The organism is Providencia sp. PROV255 (assembly GCF_028478065.1).
Classification (GTDB): domain Bacteria; phylum Pseudomonadota; class Gammaproteobacteria; order Enterobacterales; family Enterobacteriaceae; genus Providencia; species Providencia rettgeri.
Window position 1 is genome coordinate 80,592 of sequence record NZ_JAMPMI010000010.1, and the last position, 25,671, is coordinate 106,262.

General features: G+C 39.8%; 18 protein-coding genes. 10 read left to right on the forward strand and 8 right to left on the reverse strand.

Annotated features, from left to right (window positions below; all coding sequences use genetic code 11):
* The first annotated feature begins 674 nt into the window (after window positions 1–674).
* Complete coding sequence (locus PR725_RS11930; protein ID WP_109911869.1) at window positions 675–2,624, forward strand: bifunctional 2',3'-cyclic-nucleotide 2'-phosphodiesterase/3'-nucleotidase; 1,950 nt, start codon at window positions 675–677, stop codon at window positions 2,622–2,624.
* A 196-nt stretch (window positions 2,625–2,820) separates the two neighbouring features.
* Here the strand turns inward: PR725_RS11930 and PR725_RS11935 are convergent, their stop codons facing one another.
* The 3 genes from PR725_RS11935 to PR725_RS11945 form a co-directional block, all read right to left on the reverse strand.
* Complete coding sequence (locus PR725_RS11935) at window positions 2,821–3,120, reverse strand: hypothetical protein (protein WP_004914650.1); 300 nt, start codon at window positions 3,118–3,120, stop codon at window positions 2,821–2,823.
* Window positions 3,121–3,558: 438 nt separating this feature from the next.
* On the reverse strand, window positions 3,559–4,158 hold the full coding sequence (locus PR725_RS11940) for a nitroreductase family protein (protein WP_004914649.1): 600 nt from the start codon (window positions 4,156–4,158) through the stop codon (window positions 3,559–3,561).
* Window positions 4,159–4,509: 351 nt separating this feature from the next.
* Window positions 4,510–5,370: a MetQ/NlpA family ABC transporter substrate-binding protein gene (locus PR725_RS11945; RefSeq protein ID WP_004914646.1), complete on the reverse strand. Its 861-nt coding sequence runs from the start codon at window positions 5,368–5,370 to the stop codon at window positions 4,510–4,512.
* 238 nt (window positions 5,371–5,608) lie between these two features.
* Here PR725_RS11945 and PR725_RS11950 point away from each other — a divergent pair, with 238 nt between their 5' ends.
* Window positions 5,609–6,643, forward strand: a complete 1,035-nt coding sequence (locus PR725_RS11950; RefSeq protein WP_109911871.1) for an isopenicillin N synthase family dioxygenase — start codon at window positions 5,609–5,611, stop codon at window positions 6,641–6,643.
* Window positions 6,644–6,691: 48 nt separating this feature from the next.
* Window positions 6,692–7,975, forward strand: a complete 1,284-nt coding sequence (locus PR725_RS11955) for a cystathionine gamma-synthase family protein (RefSeq protein ID WP_272569153.1) — start codon at window positions 6,692–6,694, stop codon at window positions 7,973–7,975.
* Window positions 7,976–8,022: 47 nt separating this feature from the next.
* On the opposite strand, the gene PR725_RS11960 is transcribed toward PR725_RS11955, so the two are convergent.
* Both PR725_RS11960 and sbcD read right to left on the reverse strand, forming a co-directional pair.
* Entirely contained in the window at window positions 8,023–11,706 is a 3,684-nt protein-coding gene (locus PR725_RS11960; RefSeq protein WP_272569156.1) for an AAA family ATPase, read from the reverse strand.
* A gap of 1 nt (window position 11,707) precedes the next feature.
* Window positions 11,708–12,922, reverse strand: coding sequence for an exonuclease subunit SbcD (sbcD, locus tag PR725_RS11965; protein WP_272569158.1), 1,215 nt, complete (start codon window positions 12,920–12,922; stop codon window positions 11,708–11,710).
* A 250-nt stretch (window positions 12,923–13,172) separates the two neighbouring features.
* Between sbcD and phoB the strand changes: the two genes are divergently transcribed.
* The 3 genes from phoB (at window position 13,173) to brnQ (ending at window position 17,012) form a co-directional block, all read left to right on the forward strand.
* Window positions 13,173–13,862 carry a phosphate regulon transcriptional regulator PhoB gene (gene phoB, locus PR725_RS11970; RefSeq protein ID WP_004914638.1) on the forward strand — a complete coding sequence of 230 codons (690 nt, stop codon included), beginning with the start codon at window positions 13,173–13,175 and terminating at the stop codon, window positions 13,860–13,862.
* A gap of 23 nt (window positions 13,863–13,885) precedes the next feature.
* Window positions 13,886–15,196 (forward strand): phosphate regulon sensor histidine kinase PhoR, encoded by a 1,311-nt coding sequence (phoR, locus tag PR725_RS11975; RefSeq protein ID WP_272569160.1) that lies wholly within the window; start codon window positions 13,886–13,888, stop codon window positions 15,194–15,196.
* A gap of 490 nt (window positions 15,197–15,686) precedes the next feature.
* Window positions 15,687–17,012: a branched-chain amino acid transport system II carrier protein gene (brnQ, locus tag PR725_RS11980; protein ID WP_004914636.1), complete on the forward strand. Its 1,326-nt coding sequence runs from the start codon at window positions 15,687–15,689 to the stop codon at window positions 17,010–17,012.
* A gap of 57 nt (window positions 17,013–17,069) precedes the next feature.
* Here brnQ and ggt read toward each other — a convergent pair whose 3' ends face one another.
* The 3 genes from ggt to PR725_RS11995 all read right to left on the reverse strand — a co-directional run bounded on the left by ggt (window position 17,070) and on the right by PR725_RS11995 (window position 20,506).
* On the reverse strand, window positions 17,070–18,836 hold the full coding sequence (ggt, locus tag PR725_RS11985; RefSeq protein WP_164528430.1) for a gamma-glutamyltransferase: 1,767 nt from the start codon (window positions 18,834–18,836) through the stop codon (window positions 17,070–17,072).
* Window positions 18,837–19,074: 238 nt separating this feature from the next.
* Window positions 19,075–19,677, reverse strand: coding sequence for a peroxiredoxin C (locus PR725_RS11990; RefSeq protein ID WP_196718561.1), 603 nt, complete (start codon window positions 19,675–19,677; stop codon window positions 19,075–19,077).
* A 217-nt stretch (window positions 19,678–19,894) separates the two neighbouring features.
* Entirely contained in the window at window positions 19,895–20,506 is a 612-nt protein-coding gene (locus PR725_RS11995) for an acyl carrier protein phosphodiesterase (protein WP_164528432.1), read from the reverse strand.
* A 567-nt stretch (window positions 20,507–21,073) separates the two neighbouring features.
* Between PR725_RS11995 and queA the strand changes: the two genes are divergently transcribed.
* From queA to secD, 4 genes are all read left to right on the forward strand, one after another.
* Window positions 21,074–22,144 carry a tRNA preQ1(34) S-adenosylmethionine ribosyltransferase-isomerase QueA gene (queA, locus tag PR725_RS12000; protein ID WP_109911878.1) on the forward strand — a complete coding sequence of 357 codons (1,071 nt, stop codon included), beginning with the start codon at window positions 21,074–21,076 and terminating at the stop codon, window positions 22,142–22,144.
* Window positions 22,145–22,233: 89 nt separating this feature from the next.
* Window positions 22,234–23,361 (forward strand): tRNA guanosine(34) transglycosylase Tgt, encoded by a 1,128-nt coding sequence (gene tgt / locus PR725_RS12005; RefSeq protein WP_004914630.1) that lies wholly within the window; start codon window positions 22,234–22,236, stop codon window positions 23,359–23,361.
* Between the two features lie 94 nt (window positions 23,362–23,455).
* On the forward strand, window positions 23,456–23,788 hold the full coding sequence (yajC, locus tag PR725_RS12010; protein WP_004905542.1) for a preprotein translocase subunit YajC: 333 nt from the start codon (window positions 23,456–23,458) through the stop codon (window positions 23,786–23,788).
* A 26-nt stretch (window positions 23,789–23,814) separates the two neighbouring features.
* Entirely contained in the window at window positions 23,815–25,662 is a 1,848-nt protein-coding gene (gene secD / locus PR725_RS12015; RefSeq protein ID WP_004914628.1) for a protein translocase subunit SecD, read from the forward strand.
* Window positions 25,663–25,671 lie beyond the last annotated feature (9 nt).

Below are 25,671 nucleotides of genomic sequence, written 5' to 3' on the forward strand. Positions count from 1 at the left end.
CGTTGGCTTCATTCAGTCACTCTAGTCACATACTTATGTATGCTCCTTGAGATGACCTCATTTTTCCGCCTTGCCACAACTTGAATTATTTAAAAAAAATGTAGTTTACTTTGAGGAGAAAACGACAAATTATCTTATTTTCGCCTAGTTATGGTACACATAAGTTAGAAAATAATATTGATATTTTAATGCTTAAATAATCATCTTTTTTTTACTTAAATTAAATTTTAATTAATTGAAGATGATTTAATAAATATATTTATTAAATCAAATTTGATAAATAAGATTGATTATTTTATTTATGTAACGAATTGTGGTTTTTTAATCAAAATAAGTTTACTTTGTATTAAGTGATATAAATCACAATTCTTTTTTTACTTCAAAAAATATTCACAATACCTCGACAAGATAACTTCAATTATTTTGGGTGAATTTGTCATCATTAATTCATTTTTGTGAGCTATATAAAAATCAAGCCCAATAAAAAGATGAAAACCGTGATTTAGTCACAAAAAATGGTTAGTGTTTGCAGTGTATTATCATTAAAAATTGACGTCATGCACATAGTGTAAAATTTTAACGCTATTTTTGTTGTTTATTTGTTCAACTTTACAGGATAGGTACTCAAATTTGAGAGGCAATTTTCTCTCAAAAATGGCAACTAAGGGGATTACATGAATAAAGTATTAAAACTTTCAACACTTGCTATGTTAGTCGCATTTAATGCGAACGCAGCAACGGTTGATTTACGCGTAATGGAAACATCGGATGTTCACAGCAACCTCGTTGACTTTGATTATTATAGAGACAAGCCGACAGAGCAATTTGGTTACGTACGTACCGCGACATTAATTAAAGCCGCTAAACAAGAAGCAACAAACTCAGTATTAGTGGACAACGGAGATTTAATCCAAGGTAGCCCATTAGCAGACTATATAGTAGGTGAAGGTTTAAAAGACGGTGAATCTCACCCGGCACATAAACTTTTAAATACTATGGGTTACACCGTAGGTAACTTCGGTAACCATGAGTTTAACTTTGGATTAGAGTTCTTACACAAAGCGATTGATGGCGCAAAATTCCCATACATTAATGCCAATATTATCGACGCGAAAACAGGTAAAAACTACTTTAACCCATACATTATTGTCGATACACCGGTTAAAGATAGAGACGGCAAAACACACACCATCAAGATTGGTTATATTGGTTTTGTTCCACCACAAATTCTCATTTGGGATAAACCAAATTTAGAAGGCAAAGTATTAGTTAATGACATTACTGAAACCGCGAAAAAATTTGTACCTCAAATGAAAAAAGAGGGAGCAGATTTAGTTGTTGCGATCCCTCACTCTGGTTTCTCGCAAGAGCCATATAAAGCAATGGCTGAAAACTCAGTTTATTACCTCAGCGAAGTTCCGGGTATTGACGCGATTATGTTTGGCCACTCACACGGTGTGTTCCCAAGCAAAGATTTCAGTGATATCAAGGGTGTTGATGTTGCGAAAGGGACTGTTAATGGCGTGCCAGCCGTCATGCCAGGGCAGTGGGGTGATCATTTAGGTGTTGTTGATTTAGTGGTCAATAATGATGATGGTGCTTGGAAAGTAGTTGATGCAACCGCTCACGCACGCCCTGTCTATGACAAACCAAATAAGAAAGCCTTGGTTGAACGCGATGGCGACCTCGCAAAAATTATTGAGCAAGAACACCAAGATACTCGTAAATTTGTTGGGAAACATATCGGTAAAGCATCCGAAAACATGTACAGCTATTTAGCATTGGTTCAAAGCGACCCAACTGTACAAATCGTGAATGACGCCCAAATCGATTACACCAAAAACTTTATTCAAGGTGACCCTGATCTGGCTGATTTACCGGTTCTTGCAGCCGCAGCACCATTTAAGGCAGGCGGTCGTAAAAATTCACCGACTGAATTCATTGAAGTCGAAAAAGGTGATTTAACCTTCCGTAATGCTGCTGACTTGTATTTATATCCAAATACATTGGTTGTGGTTAAAGCGACTGGTGCGGATGTCGTCGAATGGTTAGAATGTTCAGCGGGAATGTTCAATCAAATCAACCCACAATCAACAGCACCACAAAGCTTATTGAATTGGAATGGTTTCAGAACTTATAACTTTGATACAATTAGTGGTGTAAATTATCAAATCGACTTGACTCAACCAGCGAAATACGATGTTGATTGCCAAACTGTCAACAAAGATGCTAACCGAATCAAAAATGTCACCTATCAAGGTAAGCCGATTGATCCAAAAGCCACCTTCTTAGTGGCAACGAATAACTACCGTGGCTACGGCGGTAAATTTGCGGGAACAGGTGATAATAATGTTGCATTTGCATCTCCGGATGAAAACCGTTCTATTTTAGCGGCTTATATTGCTAAAGAGTCTAAAGATAAAGGACAAATTGCGACTAAAGCGGCTAATAATTGGTCATTCACACCAATTAAAACAGACAAAAAACTGGATGTTCGCTTTGAAACAGCACCAAGTGAAAAGGCTGCAAACTTTATCAAAGAAAATGCACAGTATCCGATGAAACAAATCGGTACTGATGATATTGGTTTCGCTATTTATCAAATAGACTTAACTGAGAAGTAATTTTAACGTATTTGTATTATTCGAGCCTACCTACGGGTGGGCTTTTTAATGGCTAACTGATAGGTTTGGGAGGCTATTTTTTTAGAGGAAAAAACGTGAAGTGAGGATAATAAGGGAAAATAGTGCTCGGAATATAAACATCACTTTTAAAGTTTAATACCCCGAGCGGTTATAATTTAATGTAGACATCATATTACTATTCATAAAAAACATTCAACATAGGTAATTTAGAATATTTATCATATTCTACTTTAACATATTCAGACTCTATCTTTTGACCCTCTTTTAAAGAACGGGTTATTGAGATGTCTTTACCTTTCCGGTAACACTTAACATTAACTTGCTCTTTATGTTCAACATTGACTGAACATTGTGGCTCATAGATATAACCTGTAAATGAAATTGTACCTCCTGATGAATTATTGCCTGCATAGGTGAAAGAACAACTTGAAATGATTATAGCAACAACAGATGTTAGTAAAGATAAACCTTTCATAGTCCACCCCCTTAATAACACGTTACACGATGAAGCGTGTTTTTGTGCTTTCACTTTTAGTGTAGTTCAAATATCCATAATGCAAAACTAAAAATGAAAATATACTTAGAGTTTAGTGGGGTGATTGATTAATTCGTTGATAAGTATCAATTTATCTATTTGTTTAATTTCTTCTGATCAATTAATGAGCAAGTGGTAATGAAAGTGTAATAATAACAGTGTAATTGTAAATATTTATATTTATTTCGATAAAGTATTTTTAATAAATATGTTTTGTCGATAGCGCAGATTAATTTAGAATAAGTTATTATTATATTTTAAATGGTGGAAATCATAAGTGATGACATTAAGCTATGCACTTTAATAATATGATATAAATAAAATCCCCCCGTAAGTATATTACGAGGGGATTATTTAAAATTTTAGTATTATTTCAGCTTATTTGAAAACTTTGAAACGAACATCATCGTCCATAAAGTCTTTATCACCTGCTGGTGAATTAATAGAACCAAATACCATTTGAGCGCGTAATATCCAGTTAGCAGGCACATTCCATGCTGCTTGAACGTCATTATCAATCAGTGGATTATAGTGTTGTAAAGATGCACCAATATTTTCTTGTGATAATGCAGTCCAGACTGCGAATTGAGCGATACCACTGGCTTGTTCAGACCAAATTGGGAAGTTATCCGCATATAAAGGAAATTGCTCTTGTAAGCCTTTTACGATGTCTTGGTCTTCAAAAAACAGAATAGAACCGGCACCTGCAGCAAAGCTATCAATTTTTTGTTCTGTTGCAGCGAAGGCTTGCTCAGGAACAATTTTACGTAGTGCTTCTTTGGTCATATTCCATAATTTTTTGTGTTCAGCACCAAATAAAATTACGACACGAGATGTTTGTGAGTTAAATGATGATGGTGAATGTTTAACTGCTTCTTTAATTAATTTCGTGACGTGTTCTTCTGATACAGGTAAAGCATCGCCGAGGTTATAAATGGTACGACGATTTTTAATCATTTCGATAAATGCGTTAGACATTTTAGTCTCCTAGCTTTTCATTAGCGCACGGCATGTTATTGAATAAATCTTAGAAGCCGTAGTGTGTTTCAATGGTTATTACTATAACGTGGGGAATAAAAAATCATAGAAAAAAAATTTAACGATAAGGTTCAAATTTTTGCGCCAAGTTAAGGGTTGGATTTAATTGATTTAAAATCAATAGGTTATTTTTATTTTTAGCGATGATTCATAGCAAAAAACCACATTAATAAACACTAATGAATAATATGCATAGAAAATAATTGAGTATAAAAGGGGGAGGAATATGGGAAATGAAAGAGCCTAGCTAGAGGCGTAACCCTGCTAGGCAAGAATGATAACTAGTTTTACTTAATTGAGTTCACTAACATTTTTGGTTATTTCGATTTTAGTTCCGCCAAAATTATCAATGATGTACTTTCTTACCGCTTCAGTGTGGTACAGTTCTGCTAATTTGGCAAATTTGGGGTTATCCTTGTTATCTGTTTTAACGACTAATAAATTGATATTATTGATAATAGTCTCATCATTTTCTTCCCTAAATAACGAGTCAGTTAAAACATTTAACCCACCTTCTTGTGCAGCTGTATTACCGATGACTGCGATATCAACATCAGGTAATGCCCTTGGGCCATGAGCATATTTTATTTGCCTAAACACTAAGTTCTTAGGGTTCGAGACAATATCATTAGTAGACCCTGTGGCTTGGTTGAAATCAGGTTTTAATGCAATTAACCCTGACTTTTCAAGTAATTTAAGTGCACGTATATGGTTGGCGGCATCGTTAGGAATGGCAACGATAGATTGCTGAGGTAAATCAGCCAATTTTTTATGCTTTACCGAATATATGCCCATTGGCTCAAAATAGGTGGTTGAAATTGCGGTTAATTGGTTATTATGACTTTTATTAAAATCTTTTAAAAAGCCCCAAGATTGAAATGCATTAACATCAACATCTCCGTCAATAGTGGCGACATTAAGTGTTATTCCATCATCAATAATTTTGACATCAATATCGAGGTTGGCTTTTTTAGCTTCCGGTGATTGAGCAATAAATTGCCATATATCTGCATCACTACCGTGGCTACCAATAACAATTTTTTGTGATGCTGCTTTTTGTGACTCTGTTGTTTCGTTAGTGCTTTCTTCTTGGGAACATGCCACCAAGGCCGTTAACGACAAAGACAATAACACTGCAGGTAGTTTTTTCATTTGATGATCTCTAATTGGTTTTGTTATCAGTATCTAACCAAATAAAAATAACGCTTTATAAATAATATTTTTTCCACATTTTTTCTTTTTAGTTATATGAGGCTAAAATATTCAAAAAGTTATATCGATATAGTTTTAAATTATTTTTAGTAATATCAGATGTGGTATTTAATCGAGTGATAAATATATCGTGAATTTTATTCATTATTTAAATAAATATTTAAAAAGGCCGATTAATATGTCTATCACACAATTACCTATTATTGATTTACATGAGCTTGAAAACCCTGAAACACGAGAGAGTTTCTATAAAAAATTGCGCTTTATTGCCAGGGAAATTGGCTTTTTTTATCTCGTTGGGCATAATATTTCCGTTGGCACCCGAGAGCAATTATTAGCGACAACCAAGCAATTTTTTGCCTTACCTCAAAGCGAAAAAGAAAGTATCTCGATGGAATACTCAAAGCATTTTCGAGGGTACACGGCATCCACTGAAGAGAGCACTCGTAGCCAGCCAGATTACCGTGAACAGATTGATATTGGCGAAGAGTTACCGGCATTACAACTTAATCAAGATGACCCTATCTGGTTTAATTTACATGGGCCAAACCAATGGCCACAATCCTTACCTGAACTTAAACCCCAAGCACTTGCGTGGCAACGTGAAATGCGAACCATTGCGGTAAAATTAATTAAAGCATTTTTAGTTGCATTAGAATTGCCTGAAAATAGCTTTGATGAAATTATTGCCGACCCTGCCCAACATTTATTAAAACTTATTCATTATCCGGCAAGGGAAGATAATAATGAAGGGGAGCAAGGGGTTGGAGCGCACAAAGATGCGGGAATTTTAACCTTATTATGGCAGGATAATAGTGGGGGGCTACAAGTTGAAACTGATGCTGGTTGGATAGATGTTGAACCTTTGGAAAATGCATTTGTGGTAAATATTGGAGAAGTATTTGAATTAGCCACTAATGGCTATTTACGTGCGAATGTTCATCAAGTTGTTAGGCGTAAAAATAGTCATTCCCGCTATTCCATTGCTTATTTTATTACACCAAATATTTTTGCGGAAGAAGTCCCATTATTAAATTTACCCCATTATTTAGCACAACAAGCGTTAGGGCCGGATAGCGATCCATTAAACCCATTATTTACCAATCTCGGAAAAAATGTCATTAAAGGGCGATTGCGTTCCCATTTAACAGTAACTCGTCGCTTTTATCCTAAGGAATATGAGCAAATAATAAGTAATAACAATATTATCTGAGTAATCGAGTCGTTAGAGATATGATGATAAACCGTATTGGAGCTAAAAATGTCAGAACAAAGCTATAAAAAGGACTTACAAGGTAAAGAATTATCCCCAGAAACTTTAATGATGAGTTATGGGTATGACCCTAAGCTTTCAGAAGGATCAATTAAACCGCCTGTTTTTCTGACATCTACATTTGTATTTAAAACTGCTCAGGAAGGAAAAGATTTTTTTAATTTAGTTAGTGGGCGCACACAAACAAGCGAAAACCAGAAACAAGGACTGGTGTATTCACGTTTTAACCACCCAAATAGTGAGATTGTTGAAGATAGACTAGCCCTGTATGAAGGTGCAGAAAGCGCAGCACTATTTTCTTCCGGTATGTCGGCAATTACAACTTGCTTAATGGCAGTATTGCAACCGGGTGATGTACTACTCCACTCTCAGCCACTCTATGGTGGAACTGAAACCCTATTTTTAAACACGTTGGCTCGTTTCGGAATAACTTCGGTTCCATTTCAAAATGGGTACGAGCAGAAATCCATCTTAGAAGTTGCTAATCGAGTCGGGAAAGAGCAAAAAATTGCGGCTATCTATATTGAAACACCATCTAACCCATTGAATACACTTGTTGATATTGAATTAATTAGCCATGTGGCTAAGCAGATAGCTGCGAAGCAAAATGGGCAAACTCCGTTAGTCATTTGCGACAATACGTTGCTAGGGCCTGTGTTTCAAAAGCCTTTGTCGTTAGGTGCAGATTTGAGTGTGTACTCACTAACTAAATATGTGGGAGGGCATTCAGACTTAGTCGCAGGTGCGGTGGTTGGAAGTCAGAAGCTAGTCAAGAAAGTAAAAGCTCAACGTAATGCCATCGGTACACAGCTTGACCCTCACTCTAGCTGGATGTTAGGGCGGTCGTTAGAAACATTACAATTACGTATGGAAAGGGCAAATGAGAGTGCAAAAATATTAGCTGAATATCTCCATCAGCACCCTAAAGTCAGTAAAGTGCAATTTCCTGCTTTTTTTCCGAAAGCGAGTGTAGAGCATCAAGTTTATCAAAAACAATGTACAGGAGCGGGTTCAACTTTCTCTATCAATGTAGGGAATAATGAGGCGGATGCATTTCGTTTTCTAGACAACTTAGCAATCTTTAAATTAGCGGTTAGTTTAGGGGGAACTGAGTCGCTCGCTAGCCATCCGGCATCGACAACTCATTCAGGTGTTGCTCAAAAGGTCAGAGAGCAAATCGGTATTAGTGATAATTTAGTTCGTCTATCTATAGGTATTGAAAATGTGAATGACCTTAAATATGCATTGGAATTAGCATTAGAGGCGATTTAATCATCAGGGTGGGGAAATTTCCCACCCTGAATGGTCACTAAATTGAGTTAGGTGATGCGATATTGTGCGGGAAGTTCGCTAAAGCCAAGCCCATTGCCTTTTTTCACTGCAATTTGGACGGGAATACGTTCTTTCATTGCTTCCACATGGCTAATTACGCCAATAGTTTTGCCAGATGCATTTAAACTTTCTAATGCATCAAGGGCAATATCTAACGTTTCTGCATCTAAAGTACCAAAACCTTCGTCTAAAAAGAGCGATTCTAATTGTGTACGGTGACTTACCATATCGGATAGCGCTAAAGCTAATGCTAAACTCACTAAAAAACTTTCCCCACCCGAAAGGGTTTTAATATCTCGAATGCTATCCGCTTGCCAGCCATCAATAACTTGTAATTCAAGGTTTGCTTGGTGGCTACGCTGTAATAAATAGCGGCCATGAAGTTTCTCAAGCTGTTGATTTGCTAAAGAAACTAAACAGTCCAAAGTTAAGCCTTGCGCATAACGTCGGAATTTATCTCCTTCAGCAGAACCAATAAGTAAGCTGAGATAGCTCCAGTCATCATAACTTAATTGGCTTTTTTCTATTTGTTGCAGCAAATCTTGTTGTTGATGGCGCAGTTGCTTGTCTGTACTGAGCTGGTTAATTATCTGGCCTTGTTTTTGGTTTATTTGCTTAATTTCTTCATCGAACTGAGTAACAATTGTTTGTAATTGCGTTTCATTAAGCGCTGAAAAATCAGTGATACGCTGTTGATTCAGTGCTTCAATAGCCTGCAACCCCTCTTTATAACGCGTTTCACACTGTATGCGAGCTTGGTTAATATGTTGTTTTAGTGCTTCTAATTGTTGTTTTTCTTCATGACTGATTAACGCATCAAGGAAAGCTTGTTGATGACGAAATGGGCTATCCATAAGTGCTTGAGTAAACAGGGTATTAGCTTGTATTTGCGCCAGTTTTGTTTTTTCACAGGCGTCAATGAGCTCTTGATAACTTCCATTCATAGATGCGATGGCTTTATCAACCTCATTGAGTTGTTTGCTTAATTGTTCCTGAGTTTGGAAAAGTATGGTTTGTTTGTCATTCAACTGCTGAATAAATTGGCTGATAGCTAAGCCAGAAAGCAGTGTTTTTCGTTGCGCTGTTTTTTGCTCTAAACCTAACTCAATTTGTTTAAGGCGATTTCTTTCTTGTTCAATTTGTTGATTGAGAATATTGAGTTGCTCTGACTCAACTTTTAATGTGGCATTATTGACCTCAATTTGTTGGCTAAGTGTTTGCGCCGCCATTTTTTGGTTATTAAAACGCTCACTTCGCTGAGTAATATCGAGAACCCATTCATCGAACTTATCTTTATCTGGCACATTTAAGTTAAATGGCGCTAGGGTAGATTGCCACTGCTCTATTTGTCTCTGTTTACGTTGTTGGAATTGGCTCTGTTCTTTTTGCAACTCATCATGTTGTTGTGTTTGGTTTTTTAAGCGTTCTTCGACTAATAACAGGTCTGATTGCAACTGGGTAAAGCTTGCTTGTTGTTCGTGTAAATGATGTTTGGTTTGCTGGTATTCACGCTCAAGAGCAGCCATATCCACAACTATTTTCTGTTGCGTCGCCAATTGCTCTGTTAATTGATTAACAAAGAGCGTAACGGCTTGTTCATTTTGGGCCAACTCAGGTGTGAGTGCTTGCTCACATGTCTTTTGCCACTGTTGGTTAAATACATCGAATTGTTCATTGATTTGCTGCTGTTGCTGTAAATTTTCGTTTTGACGTTGTTTTTGTGTGTGAAGTTGTGATTCTAACTGAGTTTGTTGTTGTTTTAATTGGTCGAGTTTATTTGTTAGTTCAATGAGTTGTTGCTGTGTTTCACTGAGATGGATTGATTGATAATCGTTAACTGCCGGGTGTTCTGTTGAACCACATAATGGGCAGGGGTTACCTGCTATTAGTTGCTGGCGCTCATGCTCTAGGCTGACAATTTTTTGTTCTAATTGTAATTTATCATTGGTTAGTTTGATGAGTGGGGTCAATTCATTAATATGTGTTACCGCAAGGCTCAACGCTTTTTGCGTAGTGATGATATCTTGCGCTAATTCAACATCTTTTTGGAGCTGTTTCTGTTTTTGCGTTTGCGCATTAAGGCATTGAGATAATATTAATGGCAATAACTTAGCATGTTGCAAACGTGCTTGTAGCTGTTCAATGTGTTGATTGATGGTGTTAATGTCATGTTTTTCTTGGTTTCGCTTGTAGATTTCTTCTTGTTTTTTGAACGCTACAGTGCTGTGCTCTAACTCGAGACGTTTTTGGGATAATTTCTCTGTTTGCTGCTGCTGTTGCCGCTGTAACTGCTCGACTTCATTTGAAAGTATCTGTTGTTTTTCGTGCAAGCTGGCCAGTTTATCAGCTAATTCGAAAATAAAATGGCCTTGTTGTTGCCAACTGCCTATTCGTGAACTGAGCTCAGCGTCTTTTGGGTGTTCTTCTAGGAATATATTGTGTTTTTTTAACTCAAGGTACGCATTTTGGATCTGACTTTGCGTTTCACTAACTAAGCATTGCTTTTGCTGAAGAGTGATTTGTTGTTGTTCAATTTGCTGTTTAATTTCAGATTGTTGCTGTTTCAATTGTGCAATTTGGTTATCAAGAGGCCTGACTGTTTCATCAATCAATTGATGTTGTTGTTTGGCAAAATCAAGGTGTTGTTGATACTCGGATTGCGATTTAAACAACTTTTCTTGCAGTGGGGCGCGCTCAGTTTGTTGGGTTTGCAAGCTAAGTTTCAAATGGTGTTGTTTATTCGTGTATTCAGTGAGTTGTTGCTGTTGTCGTTCAACTTCCTGCCATAATGGACGAAGGGATTCCGCAGGGGCACTATCAGCTAATCTTTTTAATTGAGGTTGCGCGGCTTGGAACTCAAGTTCGTTTTTTTTGAGTTCTTCATCAAGTGATTGCATGCGCTGGGTGAGTTGATGATATTGTTGCCACCAATTAACCCCTTGTTGGTGGCGAGCACGCTGTTGCTTGGTTTGTGCTTCTTGTTCAAGCAAATCGTTTTGCTGTACCAATAATTCTTGATGTTCTACTTCTGTGAGTAAATTAATGTTTTGCGCTTTTGCTTTTAGCAAATCTAAGTCAATTTTGGCTTGCTTGTGTTGATTAAAAACATAAATTGAAATTTGGCTATAAATTTCGGTGCCTGTAATTTCTTCAAGTAAATCAGCGCGTTCTTTCTCAGAGGCATTTAAAAAAGCCGCGAAGTCCCCTTGGGAGAGTAAAATGGATTTAGTAAAACGCTCATAATCAAGCCCTGTTATTTGCGCCACTAATTCTTTTATCTCTGTGATTTTTACGGTCAATATTTTACCATTAGCAACCGTTGCAAGCTCCGCTTTAGGCTGTTGTAAATTGCCATCAGGTTTCCCTCCAGCCCGTCGTTGGCTCCAAAAGGCTCGATAAGCTTTACCTTTGACCTCAAACTCTACCTCCGCGAGGCATTCCCCTGTATGGCGAGTCATCAGTTCATTTTGTGCATTAGAAATGGTTTTTAAACGCGGTGTTCGGTGATAAAGCGCGAGGCAAATCGCATCCAATAAGGTTGTTTTCCCTGCACCAGTGGCACCCGTAATGGCAAACAGGCCATTGCTAGCAAATGGCTCTTCAGTGAAATCAATTTTCCATTCACCTCTAAGAGAGTTAATATTTTTTAAACGTAAACTTAAAATTTTCATATTAACTTTCCTTGCTCAGTTGCAATGCGTCATAAGATTGTTGAAATAGCTGGAATAGACGCTGTTCACGCTCAGGATCTTCTAAAGACTCTTGAGCAAGGCGGCGTAAAAAAACGTCTTCTACGGTGAGTTCACTCAATGTTTCATTGGCCAAGGTTTGGCTTTGTCCCTGTATTTGCTTGCGTGCACGGCGTAGTATTACGACTTCGACTGGGAGGTCTTGTGTCAAAGCTTCAATACGTTGTTGGATATCAGCGAGGTAATCTTGTGAAGCAACTTCAATATCAAGCCAAACCGGTTTATCACCTTGGTAATCTTTCCATATCTCTAATTGCTGTTCTATTTGGTTTAAGGAGCCTTTAATACTTTGTAATGGCTGAATAGTCGGGATTTCCAGTGGTGTGATTTGAGTCAATTCACTTCCGCTGAATTCAACAAGGCAGACACTTTTTTGTTGTGTTGTTTCGTCAAAGCTCAATGCAATAGGTGAACCGCAGTAGCGAATATTTTCTTGTCCTCCAATCACTTGGGACCGGTGAATATGGCCAAGGGCGATATAGTCAGCAGGCGGAAAAGCCCCTGAAGGAAACGCATCTAACGTACCAATATAAATATCTCGTACAGAGTCAGTTAAGGCTGCGCCGACAACAGTTAAATGGCCTGTTGCAATAATTGGAATATCCAGCCCCAAAGCGGTTCGCTGTTCTAGCGCGAGTTGGTAGCTGGCTTGGTAATGATCATGAATAGCTGTTTGCAGCGAGCGTTGTTTCTCTTCAATATTTTGTCCTGCAATACTTAGTTGAATATCTCGAGGGCGTAAAAAAGGAATGGCACAGACTAAACCAATAGGTTGAGCCTGTTTATTGACTAAGGTAATAACTTGGGGCTCACTTCCCGACGTAATGACTTGTGTATTTAAGTAACGAAGTAGAGCACTTGATTCATTGAGTACAGAAACTGAGTCGTGATTACCGCTTAAAATGACTAATTGGCAGCCTGTTTTTTGTAAATCAACAATAAATTTGTTGTACAGTTCACGTGCATAGCTAGGCGGAGAGCCTGTATCGAAGATATCACCAGCAACGATGACTGCATCAACGTGATGTAATTCCACTTGTTCAACGAGCCAATTCAAGAAATGTTGGTGCTCAGGCGCACGGCTTTTGGTAAAAAAATACTGACCAAGGTGCCAGTCTGAAGTATGAATAATGCGCATGAGCTATCAATTCCTATCAACAATAATGTGCACGAGCGTTCGATAACTAAGTATACCTGATCCAGATAACTCGTTGAGGGATGTTTGCGGCTTTATTACCATGTTGCGGAAATATTTCACTTAAATGACATTTAACCGCTAAAATAAAGATTAATATGAGTTTTGCTCATTGATATTCATAATTCTGTCATAAAAGTGACGCATAATACTTTCACATTTTAAATGTCTTCTTAATTTTACAGGAACAATCATGGCAAGACGCATTCTAGTTGTTGAAGATGAAGCGCCCATCCGAGAAATGGTTTGTTTTGTATTAGAACAGAATGGTTTTCAGCCTATTGAAGCTGATGATTATGACAGTGCGATTGCACAACTCGTTGACCCTCTACCCGATCTCGTACTACTGGATTGGATGATCCCAGGGGGCTCCGGTATCCAAGTAATTAAGCATATGAAGCGTGATAGCGCAACACGTGACGTTCCTGTCATGATGTTAACCGCACGAGGAGAAGAAGAAGACCGCGTAAAAGGTTTGGAAGTTGGCGCGGATGACTATCTGATTAAGCCGTTTTCACCAAAGGAATTAATCGCTCGGGTAAAGGCAATTTTACGTCGTATTTCACCAATGGCGACGGAAGATATTATTGAAATGAATGGGTTAACGTTAGACCCTACTTCTCATCGTGTGACCAGCAATGAAATCCCTATCGATATGGGGCCAACTGAATATAAATTACTGCATTTCTTCATGACTCACCCTGAACGCGTATATAGTAGAGAACAGCTACTAAATTATGTATGGGGAGCCAATGTGTATGTGGAAGATAGAACCGTTGATGTCCATATTCGGCGGTTAAGAAAGGCACTAGAGACGGAAGGTCATGATAAAATGGTACAAACTGTACGCGGTACAGGTTATCGTTTTTCTATCCGTTACTAAAAACCACAAAGGGAGAGGCATGCGTGCTTGAACGTTTATCGATTAAGCAGCTGATTTGGGGGCTGTTTTTATTTATCTTACCCGCCCTTATCTTATCGGTTTTTATTGGCCACCTAGCGTGGCTATTAGTGATATCGCTACTTGCTGCACTGACATGGCATGGGTATAACCTACTTAAACTTTCTTACTGGTTGTGGCTCGATAAAAGCATGTTACCACCCGAGGGGAAAGGAGGGTGGGAACCGATATTTTATGGCATCTACCAGATGCAACAACGTAATCGTAAACGCCGTCGTGAGCTAGGCCAGTTAATTAAACGGTTTCGTAGTGGTGCAGAATCACTACCTGAAGCGGTGGTTATGATGACAACAGAAGGGAATATCTTCTGGTGTAATCGTCATGCGCAGGCTTTACTCGGTTTCCGTTGGCCTGAAGATAATGGCCAACATATTTTTAATTTATTACGTTACCCAGATTTTAGCCGATACTTCACCATTAAGCGTTATGACCAAGCGCTGACTATCGAGCTCAATAGTGGTGAAATTGTTGAATTTCGTATCTTGCCGTATACCGAAGGGCAGTTATTGATGGTAGCTCGAGATGTGACAGAAAAACGCCGTTTGGAAAAGGCCCGTAGGGACTTCTTTGCGAATGTAAGCCATGAATTACGAACTCCTCTTACTGTCATTCAAGGCTACCTTGAGGTCATGGATGACCAAGAAAATGTCACTGCGGCCAATAAAAAAGCACTGCATGTCATGCAAGAGCAAACTCATCGTATGGATAACTTGGTTAAACAGCTTTTGCAGTTATCACGTATAGAAATTGCTCCTCAAATTAACCTTGATGAGCAAGTGAATATCCCTGTCATTCTCAAAATGATTGAGCAAGAAGCGTTAAGTTTAAGCCAAGGGCGCCACCAGTTTGAATTTCATGTTGATGAAAAATTGCGTGTCCATGGTAATGAAGAACAATTACGAAGTGCAGTGGCGAATTTAGTCTATAACGCAATCAGCCATACGCCAGAAGGCACCAAAATTTGGGTTGAATGGCAAAGAAATGGTCAGGGTGCTCGTTTTAGTGTGAGAGATAACGGGCAAGGGATACCTACAGAGCATATTCCTCGTTTGACAGAACGGTTTTATCGGGTAGATAAAGCACGCTCCCGCCAAGGCGGTGGAGGTACCGGCCTTGGGTTGGCTATTGTTAAACATGCATTACAGCACCATAGCAGCCAATTGGTGGTAACAAGTCAATTAGGTAAAGGGAGTGAGTTTTCATTTACTTTACCGCCAGTATTTATTGTTGATGACAAAAAACTTAAAAATGGGTAAATAATTCCACTTTGTTAATATAATCAAAATATTAATAAAGTGGATTGTTTCTATTTATCAATCCATACCTGTATTAAATTCAAAACATATATATTTAATGCTGATTATTGCTATCACATTAATTATATATTCTGTTAAATAATCAATTTTAATCACCAGAAAAAGACGAGTTGTTCATTTTTCGAGCAAAGCATATAACGAGTATTGGGATTTTACTGAAAGTAATCACTAGTTCTGAAAATTAGTTTAGTTATTTATTCTTGTTTTTCGGTTTGCTATTGCCTTTTTGCCCTATAAAAGTTCTACTTGTTGTCAGTTATTGGCGAATTTTTCTGTTTTTTGACTTTTCATTTCGTATGATACAAACAAACATGCTTTTTTATATTGTTAACAGTATGTTTATCAGAATTCTATCTCGCTATATATATTTCAAAGGGTTGCTAAGTGTAAACCCATAATTTTCTATTTTGTCACTTAAAAATAACATAATATGGCTCATCGTTTATCATCAAGAGATATCATCGCATTAGGCTTTATGACTTTTGCGTTATTCGTAGGGGCAGGAAACATTATCTTTCCCCCCATGGTTGGCTTGCAGGCAGGGGAACAAGTTTGGACTGCGGCACTAGGGTTTTTGGTTACAGGCGTGGGTTTACCTGTTTTAACCGTTATTGCGCTAGCTAAAGTGGGTGGGGGCATTGAAGCGCTCAGTACACCCGTTGGCAAAACGGCAGGGTTACTATTGGCGGTTGTTGCTTATTTGTCTGTAGGGCCTCTATTTGCAACGCCAAGAACGGCGACTGTATCCTATAAAGTCGGTATCGCACCTTTATTCGGTGGTGAGTCCGATATGCTGTTACTTATCTACAGCGTAGTTTACTTCGTTCTAGTTATCGGTATTTCACTATATCCCGGAAAACTGCTCGATAGCGTTGGGCACATTTTAGCACCTGTAAAAATGTTAGCCTTGGCTATTTTGGGTATTGCGGCTGTCATGTGGCCTGCGGGGGATCCGATCCCTTCTACAATAGAATACCGTGAGATGGCTTTCTCGAATGGCTTTATCAATGGTTATCTAACTATGGATACCCTTGGTGCTATGGTATTTGGTATCGTTATTGTTAATGCGGCGCGTTCAAGGGGTATCGAAAACTCTTCACTATTAACCCGTTACACTATGTGGGCAGGGTTAATTGCAGGGGTATTATTAACTCTGGTCTATTTGTCCTTGTTTAAGCTTGGTGAGAATAGCGGTTCGTTAATTCCAAACCCTGCTGATGGCGCTGATATTTTACATACCTATGTTCAATATACTTTTGGTAATTACGGTAGCTTCTTCCTTGCGGTATTAATCTTTGTTGCCTGTATGGTAACTGCCGTGGGTTTAACTTGTGCCTGTGCCGAGTTCTTTAGCCGCTATGTACCGATTTCTTACCGTAAACTGGTGTTGATCTTGGGTGTGTTCTCCATGGTGATCTCAAACTTAGGTTTGAGTAAGTTAATCGCCTTCTCATTACCCGTGCTAGTTTCAATTTATCCACCTTGTATTGTCTTAATTTTATTAAGCTTTACTTTGAAGTGGTGGAAAAACCCAACGATAGTGATTGCGCCGACAATGTTAGTTAGCTTTGTCGTCGGTTTAATCGGTGCCGTAAAAGCGTCAGACCATCTTAAAGGTTATATTCCTGAATGGATGACAGCAATGCCACTGTATAAACAAGACTTAGTCTGGGTATTACCAACTGTTGTTGTGATGGTCGTGGCTATTTTATGCGATAAGTTTGTGTCACCTGCTGCACAGCATAAGCAAGTGTAATTAATTGAAATTACAAAAAAGGAGCTAAATAGCTCCTTTTTCTATTTTATTAGGCCATTAATCAACACCGACAGCACTCCCTGCTGGGCGACGTACATCGTTAGAGCCATAAATGAAACCTTCGCGAACTTTCCCTGAAACAGCGGAATCATTACCCGAAGATTTGGCACTAACACCAGCTCCTTCAGGGATCGCGACCATAATCAGCTCGGCGGCACCCCACGGTGTTTGTTCAACCATCTGGTAACCCATTTTATCGAGTAGTGCTAAGGTGTCTTTAGAAACGCCTCTTTGCTCATAATAAACCTCATCAGGGAGCCACTGGTGGTGAATACGCGGTGCATTAACGGCTTCTTGTGGTGGCATACCATGGTCGATAATATTTAAAGCGGTTTGCAGCGTAATCGAAATAATTCGTGAGCCTCCGGGTGAACCGAGAACTAGAAATACTTTGCCATCTTTCGTTACGATAGTTGGGCTCATGGATGACAGTGGGCGCTTACCTGGTGCAATAGAATTGCGTTCACCTTGTACTAAACCATACAGGTTTTTTTCACCTACTTTGGTGGTGAAGTCATCCATTTCATCGTTTAAGAAAAAGCCAGTTCCGGGCGGGATCACCACAGAGCCAAAGCGACCATTAATCGTGTAAGTAGTTGAAACCGCATTTCCTTTTTCATCGACGACAGAGTAATGCGTGGTCTCCGGTTTTTCGTGAGGCCCTATTCCTGGTTGAACTTGCGTGGATGGCGTTGCTTGGTTGGGTTTGATTTCTTTGCGTAACTCTTCTGCATAGGCTTTGCTGAGTAGCTTTTCCGTTGGGTTATCGACAAACTCAGGATCACCGAGGAAGGTATTTCTGTCCATATAAGCATGGCGCATCGCTTCCGTTAGAGTATGAATATAGTCCGCGGAGTTAAAGCCCATTTCTTTGAGGTCATACCCTTCTAAGATATTAAGCGTTTGGCAGATAGTCACTCCACCTGAACTTGGTGGTGGTGCAGAAATAAATTGATAGCCTCTATAGGTACAGCTAACAGGCGCTGTATCTGTGATAGTAAAATCTGCAAAATCTTTTGCGGTTAAGATGCCGCCATTTTTCTTAGAGGCTTCTTCCACAATTTTGGGGATTTCTCCTTCGTAAAAAGCAGAAGGGCCATTTTGGGCAATTTTTTCTAAGGTGTTAGCTAAATCGGTCTGAACTAACAAGTCACCGGGTTGGAAAGAACGACCATCCGGTTTTAAGAAGATACGTGCGACTTCTGGGTCTTGTTTAAAACGTTCTGTCGTGGTGTCGAGGACATCAGTATCCGCTCTAGTCAGCACAAAGCCTTCTCTCGCTAATTTAATAGCCGGCGCCATCACCTGCTGGCGGCTCATCGTACCGTATTTTTCTAAGGCATAGTCTAGGCCTTTAACGGTACCTGGTACACCTGACGCGAGGTAGCCATATAGGCTCGCATCTTTGATTAACTTACCGTCTTTGTCTAAATACATATCTGCACTAGCGGCACCGGGCGCGGTTTCTCTGAAATTAATAAATAAATCTTTGCCATCGGCTAGATGAATAGTCATAAAGCCACCACCGCCGATATTGCCACAGCAAGGGTTAACTACGGCTTGTGCATATCCTACCGCAACAGCGGCATCAATAGCATTGCCGCCTGATTTTAGAATATCAGCCCCAATTTGTGATGCTAAATGTTGGGAGGAAACAACCATACCTTTTTTTGCTTCAACGGCAGGTTCAGAAGCGGCATACAGCTGATTAGAAACAAGTAAGGAAAGAAATAGAACCGCAGGGCGTAATGATGTTTTTATCATTCGTATCTCCCAGTTAGGGTTAATTGAGTTGTTCTATCGCACAAATATTCAATATGAATAGTTTGTTAATTATTTGTGTTTTTAATGTATAGCACACAATAATACAAAACATTGAGTATTTGAGTTAAGAATTGTTAACTGAGTGGAATAATTGCGAGTAGGAAGAGAAAAGATAGACTTGGTTCACAAAAGTAAAAAGCGGGCTTGATGCCCGCTTTTCTAAAACTCGCGTAACGAATTACAGTTTTGCAGAGTTTTTAGTCAGGTAGTCAGCAACGCCTTTTGGAGATGCATTCATACCTTCTTGGCCTTTTTCCCACTGAGCTGGGCAAACATCACCGTGCTCTTCGTGGAATTGCAGCGCGTCAACCATACGCAGCATTTCGTCGATATTACGGCCTAATGGTAGGTCATTAACCACTTGGTGGCGAACAACACCTTTTTTGTCAACGAGGAAAGAGCCACGCAGTGCAACGCCTGCATCTGGGTGCACGATGCCGTATGCTGCCATGATTTCACGTTTGATATCAGCAACCATTGGGTATTTAACTTCACCAATACCGCCTTTATCTACGGATGTTTGACGCCATGCGTTATGAACAAACTCAGAGTCAAAAGAAACACCGATGATTTCTACACCACGTTTTTGGAATTCTTCATAGCGGTGGTCAAATGCGATCAGCTCTGAAGGGCAAACGAAAGTAAAATCCATTGGCCAGAAGAAGATGACAGCAGGTTTACCAGCAATGTGTTTTTTTAAGTTGAAGTTTTCAACGATTTCACCGTTACCTAAAACAGCTGCTGCAGTAAAGTCAGGGGCTTGACGTGTTACCAGAACCATAATTTACTCCTATGAGTTTGAATTAAAGTTTTTTGTCCTGTCTATTTAATCACTGATAAATAGTGTGGATTTAGACTTCTGAAAGAATAGAAAAAGATCTTTTGACAATAAAGTCATTTAAACCGATTATTGTGATAGGTTTTAACTATCAATAATACTGGTTTATCAAATTAATATCAATAAGATAGTTTTATTCCACTAAAGTGCAAGCTTTAATTTATTCCTTTGTGTTAATTGTGACATTCTGTACAAAAAAATGTTGCAGCGCATTAGCCATCATTTGCGGATAAAATTGAAAGAAAATAGTTTCTAACGCATCATACTGCAATAAAAAATCATCAAATGAACCACTTAGCGCACTGAGCTTGGGGCGTCTTCTTGCCATCCCACTCAGTGATTTTCCAATATAATTTTTATCTGCATAGCGTATTAGCCACTGTTGAGGCCAGAGATATTCATTTAACTCCTGGAATTTTTCAGGGGTATGACAAAGCTGCGGCTCAATTATTTTTCGGCAGTCACGTACAAAGTCTACTAGCGGTATTGATGGCTCAATAGTTGACCAATGCAGCGATAAAAAATGGTCCCAAACTAAATCCAATGTTATGGGGGCAACACGGCGATATTCATCACGAAATAACAATTTAGCTTCTTTGACTAAAGGGTGAGTATCTGTAATGCGGTCGACAGTTCGATGCATAAAGATACCAGAGACAATTTCGGGGGAGTAAAGGCCCACAGGGTTACCGCGGACGTAGTCAGCCATGATGTTGCCGAGTAAGGAGCTGCCAGCGAGATGGGCCAGGTGGAGGTGAGCTAGGTAATTCATCCTCCTATGATATACCCGATGCCTTTCAAATTATAGCTGTGTTAGCTGCACAAATCGACCCTAGTCACATACTGATGTATGCTCCTAGGGATCAATTTGCTTGCTGCCTTGCTCTAATTCGAAATTCATGGGGTATGAACATTGAGAAACAAAAGAAAAAATATTCTTGATAGTTCGAATCTATGTAAGTTGCCTACCTGTGATTCGAAATCCATAGGACATGCAACGCAGCTTAGCTAACTTTTTGATTGCTCAAACTATAGCAGTAATTATGTTGAATTCGAAACTCACAGGACATTACTTGGCAGAGGAATAAAGAATTCCTCTAATTTGAAATTCATGGGTATACCTATCGAGTAGAAAAAAGTCGAAATCAATTTGTTATAAAAGTTTATTGAAATTGAAATAATTCATTCTTTGAATGGATAAATAGTATGCAGAATTTTTTGCTAACAAATTATTTGTTAAAAAATGGTGGTTTTTTGTCCGATCTTGCGCTTATTTCTTGCGCCAAAGTCAGTGCGGCACTAGACTAGTCGCCTGTTTTTTTAGATTGATGTCAATACAATGCGTGTTTCTGATTTTACTTTTGAATTACCTGAAGAACTGATTGCCCATTATCCGCAGGCTGAGCGTAGTGCTTGCCGTTTATTAAGCCTAGATGGCGGCTCAGGGCAGCTCACGCATGGTGTTTTTACCGATATTCTAGAAAAATTGGAGCATGGTGACTTGCTGGTGTTCAATAACACTCGCGTGATCCCCGCACGGTTATTTGGGCGCAAAGTTAGCGGTGGTAAAATTGAAGTTCTGATTGAGCGTATGTTGGATGAACACCGCGTGCTCGCTCATGTTAGGGCATCAAAAGCACCAAAAGAAGGGGCTGAATTACTGCTAGGCGAAGATGAAAGCGTGAATGCGACGATGGTCGCGCGTCATGGTGCATTGTTTGAACTGCGTTTTGACGATGAACGTGATGTATTAAGCATTCTAAACCAAATTGGTCATATGCCTCTCCCGCCTTATATTGATCGTCCTGATGAAGAATCAGATAAAGAACTTTATCAAACCGTATATAGTGAAAAACCAGGGGCTGTTGCAGCACCAACGGCGGGCTTACACTTTGATGAACCGTTACTTGAAGCATTGCGCCAAAAAGGCGTAGAAATGGCGTTTGTAACATTGCATGTGGGAGCCGGTACCTTTCAACCTGTACGAGTTGATACTATCGAAGATCACATTATGCATTCTGAATATGCAGAAGTGCCACAAGAGGTCGTAGACGCTGTTTTAGCCTGTAAAGCACGAGGTAACCGCGTTATCGCTGTTGGAACAACGTCCGTTCGGTCGCTCGAAAGTGCCGCAAAAGCGAGCCAAGATGCTTTAATTGCTCCATTTTTTGATGATACCCAAATCTTTATTTATCCAGGGTATGAATATCAGGTGATAGATGCACTGATCACCAACTTCCACTTACCGGAATCGACATTAATTATGTTGGTTTCTGCGTTTGCTGGATACAAAAACACCATGAATGCATATAAAGAAGCCGTTGAACAAAAATACCGCTTTTTTAGTTATGGTGATGCTATGTTCATTACCCCCAATACAAATGCTCGATTCGAGAAAATTGGTGAGTAATCAGTTTGAAGCGGTGGCATCGGCTGCTTGCTTAGCAAATTAATATTATCAATAGCAACAGACTGTTTTTCTGCTGCTAGGAGGCAAACGTGAAATATGAATTACAAACGACCGATGGCAATGCACGCCGTGGTCGCTTAGTTTTTGAGCGCGGTGTGGTGGAAACCCCTGCATTTATGCCAGTAGGAACCTACGGTACTGTTAAGGGCATGACACCGGAAGAAGTTAAAGAGACTGGTGCTCAAATCTTATTAGGGAACACTTTCCACTTGTGGTTGCGCCCTGGGCAAGAAATTATGAAGTTGCATGGTGACCTCCATGACTTTATGCAATGGCAAGGCCCAATTTTAACCGATTCAGGTGGCTTTCAGGTCTTTAGTCTTGGTGCGATGCGCAAAATTAAAGAAGAAGGTGTGCATTTTCGTAACCCAATCAACGGTGAAAAAGTTTTCCTAAGTCCTGAAAAGTCGATGGAAATTCAGTATGACCTCGGTTCAGATATTGTCATGATTTTTGACGAGTGTACGCCATATCCAGCAGATTGGGACTATGCAAAGACATCAATGGAAATGTCGCTGCGTTGGGCTGCACGTAGCCGCCAACGTTTTGACGAACTTAACAATAAAAATGCCTTATTCGGCATTATTCAAGGTAGTGTTTACGAAGATTTACGTGATATTTCAGTTAAGGGGCTGGTGGAAATCGGCTTTGATGGGTACGCTGTAGGCGGCTTAGCCGTTGGCGAACCGAAAGAAGATATGCACCGAATCTTAGAACATGTCTGCCCGCAAATTCCAGCGGAAAAACCTCGTTACTTAATGGGGGTTGGTAAGCCTGAAGATTTAGTGGAAGGGGTTCGTCGCGGAATCGATATGTTCGATTGTGTGATGCCAACACGAAATGCGCGAAATGGGCATTTATTTGTGACAAATGGCGTGGTAAAAATTCGTAATGCTAAGTATAAATCAGACACATCAACACTGGATGCTGAGTGTGATTGCTATACTTGTCGTCATTATAGCCGCGCTTATCTGCATCATCTTGATAGATGTAATGAAATTCTTGGTGCAAGGCTCAATACCATCCATAATTTACGTTATTACCAGCGCTTGATGGCCGGTATTCGCCAAGCCATTGAAAATGGGAATTTTGAAGAGTTTGCTAAAGATTTTTACCAAAAGATTGGTAAACCTGAACCTTCATTAAATATCGAATGAATTTAAGTGCGAAATGCCATTAATCTGTGTAGCATATCAAACTTAGCTTTTTTGTATGTAAAATTGCTTTCAATAAAACAATGAGGAAAGTTGAATGAGTTTTTTTATTTCTGAAGCAGCGGCGTCAGCAGGTGCACCAGCGCAAGGTAGCCCGTACACTATGGTTATCATGCTTGTTGTTTTCGCGCTGATCTTCTATTTCATGATTTTGCGTCCACAGCAAAAACGTGCGAAAGAACACCGTAAATTGATGGAATCTATCACTAAAGGTGATGAAGTTTTAACAACTGGCGGTTTAATCGGACGTGTAACTAAAGTGTCTGAAACCGGTTATGTGGTTCTTGAGCTGAGTGAGAACACAGAAGTAACCATCAAACGTGATTTCGTTGCTGCTGTTTTACCTAAAGGCACAATGAAAGCAATTTAATTCTGATTCTCCCGAAGGGAACTGCCGTGCTAAACCGTTATCCTTTGTGGAAGTATCTGATGTTGATCTTCGCGATCCTCATCGGTTTGCTTTATGCACTTCCAAACCTATATGGTGAGGATCCGGCTGTTCAGATCACTGGCGTGCGGGGAACCGCCGCCAATGAACAAACGCTGATCCAAGTCCAGAAATCGTTAAAAGACGATAAAATTGAGAGTAAATCTATCTCTCTAGAAAATGGGGCCATTTTAGCCCGATTCAACAACTCTGATGTTCAGTTACGTGCGCGTGAAGTGATCATGAATGCACTGGGTGACCAGTATGTTGTTGCATTAAACCTTGCACCTGCAACGCCAAAGTGGCTCGAAGCTATCGGTGGTGAACCGATGAAGCTTGGTCTTGATCTGCGTGGTGGGGTTCACTTCCTGATGGAAGTTGATATGGACACTGCATTAGGTAAATTGCAGGAACAAAACATGGATGGTTTGCGTAATGACCTGCGTCAAGAAGGCATTGCGTACTCTTCTATTCGTAAAGGCAATGATTATAGCGTGGAAGTTCGTTTCCGTAACGCGGATGATCGTAGCCAAGCTGAAAAAGCATTGTCTCGTAAATACCCAGACTTAGTCTTTAGTGATGGCAGCGATAACACCATGATCGCAGTGATGACCGACGAGCGTTTACGTGAAGCACGTAACTACGCGGTTTCTCAGAACATTACTATTATTCGCAACCGTGTAAACCAATTAGGTGTTGCGGAGCCACTCGTTCAACGCCAAGGCGCTGACCGAATTGTGGTTGAATTACCGGGTATTCAAGATACCGCGCGCGCAAAAGAAATTTTAGGTGCGACTGCGACATTAGAATTCCGTCTAGTGAATACCGCTGTGGATTCTTCTGCAGCGGAAAGTGGCCGTGTACCAGGTGATTCAGAAGTTAAATATGACCGTGAAGGCATGCCTTATGTCTTATATAAGCGTGTGATCTTAACGGGTGACCATATTACCGACTCAACATCTGATGCGGATGAAAACGGTCAACCACAAGTGAGTATCAGTCTTGATAGTTCTGGTGGTTCTATCATGTCTGACTTTACACGTGATAACCAAGACAAGCTGATGGCAACGCTGTTTGTTGAATACAAAGACAGTGGCAAGAAAGATGCAACGGGCCGTTCAATTTTGGTGAAAGATGAAAAAGTCATCAATGCGGCACGTATTTCTGCACGTTTTGGTAGCAAATTCCGTATTACTGGTATTACTAACGGCACTGAAGCTCGCCAGCTTTCATTACTGTTACGTGCAGGTGCGTTGATTGCGCCAATCCAAATTGTTGAAGAACGTACCATTGGCCCAACACTAGGTATGCAAAATATCGAGCAAGGGCTGAAAGCCTGTATTGCAGGTCTGTTAGCTTCTATCCTATTTATGATTATTTACTATCGTAAATTTGGTCTGATTGCGAGTAGCGCGCTGTTGGCAAACTTGGTGTTAATTGTTGGGGTGATGTCCTTATTACCGGGCGCAACACTGACTATGCCTGGTATTGCCGGTATCGTATTAACCCTTGCGGTTGCCGTCGATGCGAACGTTCTAATTAACGAACGGATTAAAGAAGAGCTCAAGAACGGTCGATCTGTTCAGCAAGCAATTCATGAAGGGTATAAAGGCGCCTTCTCAAGTATTACAGACGCAAACTTAACGACACTGATCACTGCGATTATTCTCTATGCAGTGGGTACTGGGTCTATTAAAGGCTTTGCGATTACGACAGCGATTGGTGTCGCAACCTCTATGTTTACAGCTATCGTTGGTACACGTGCTATCGTGAACCTGCTTTACGGCGGTAAACGTATTAACAAGCTGTCAATTTAAGGAGCACGT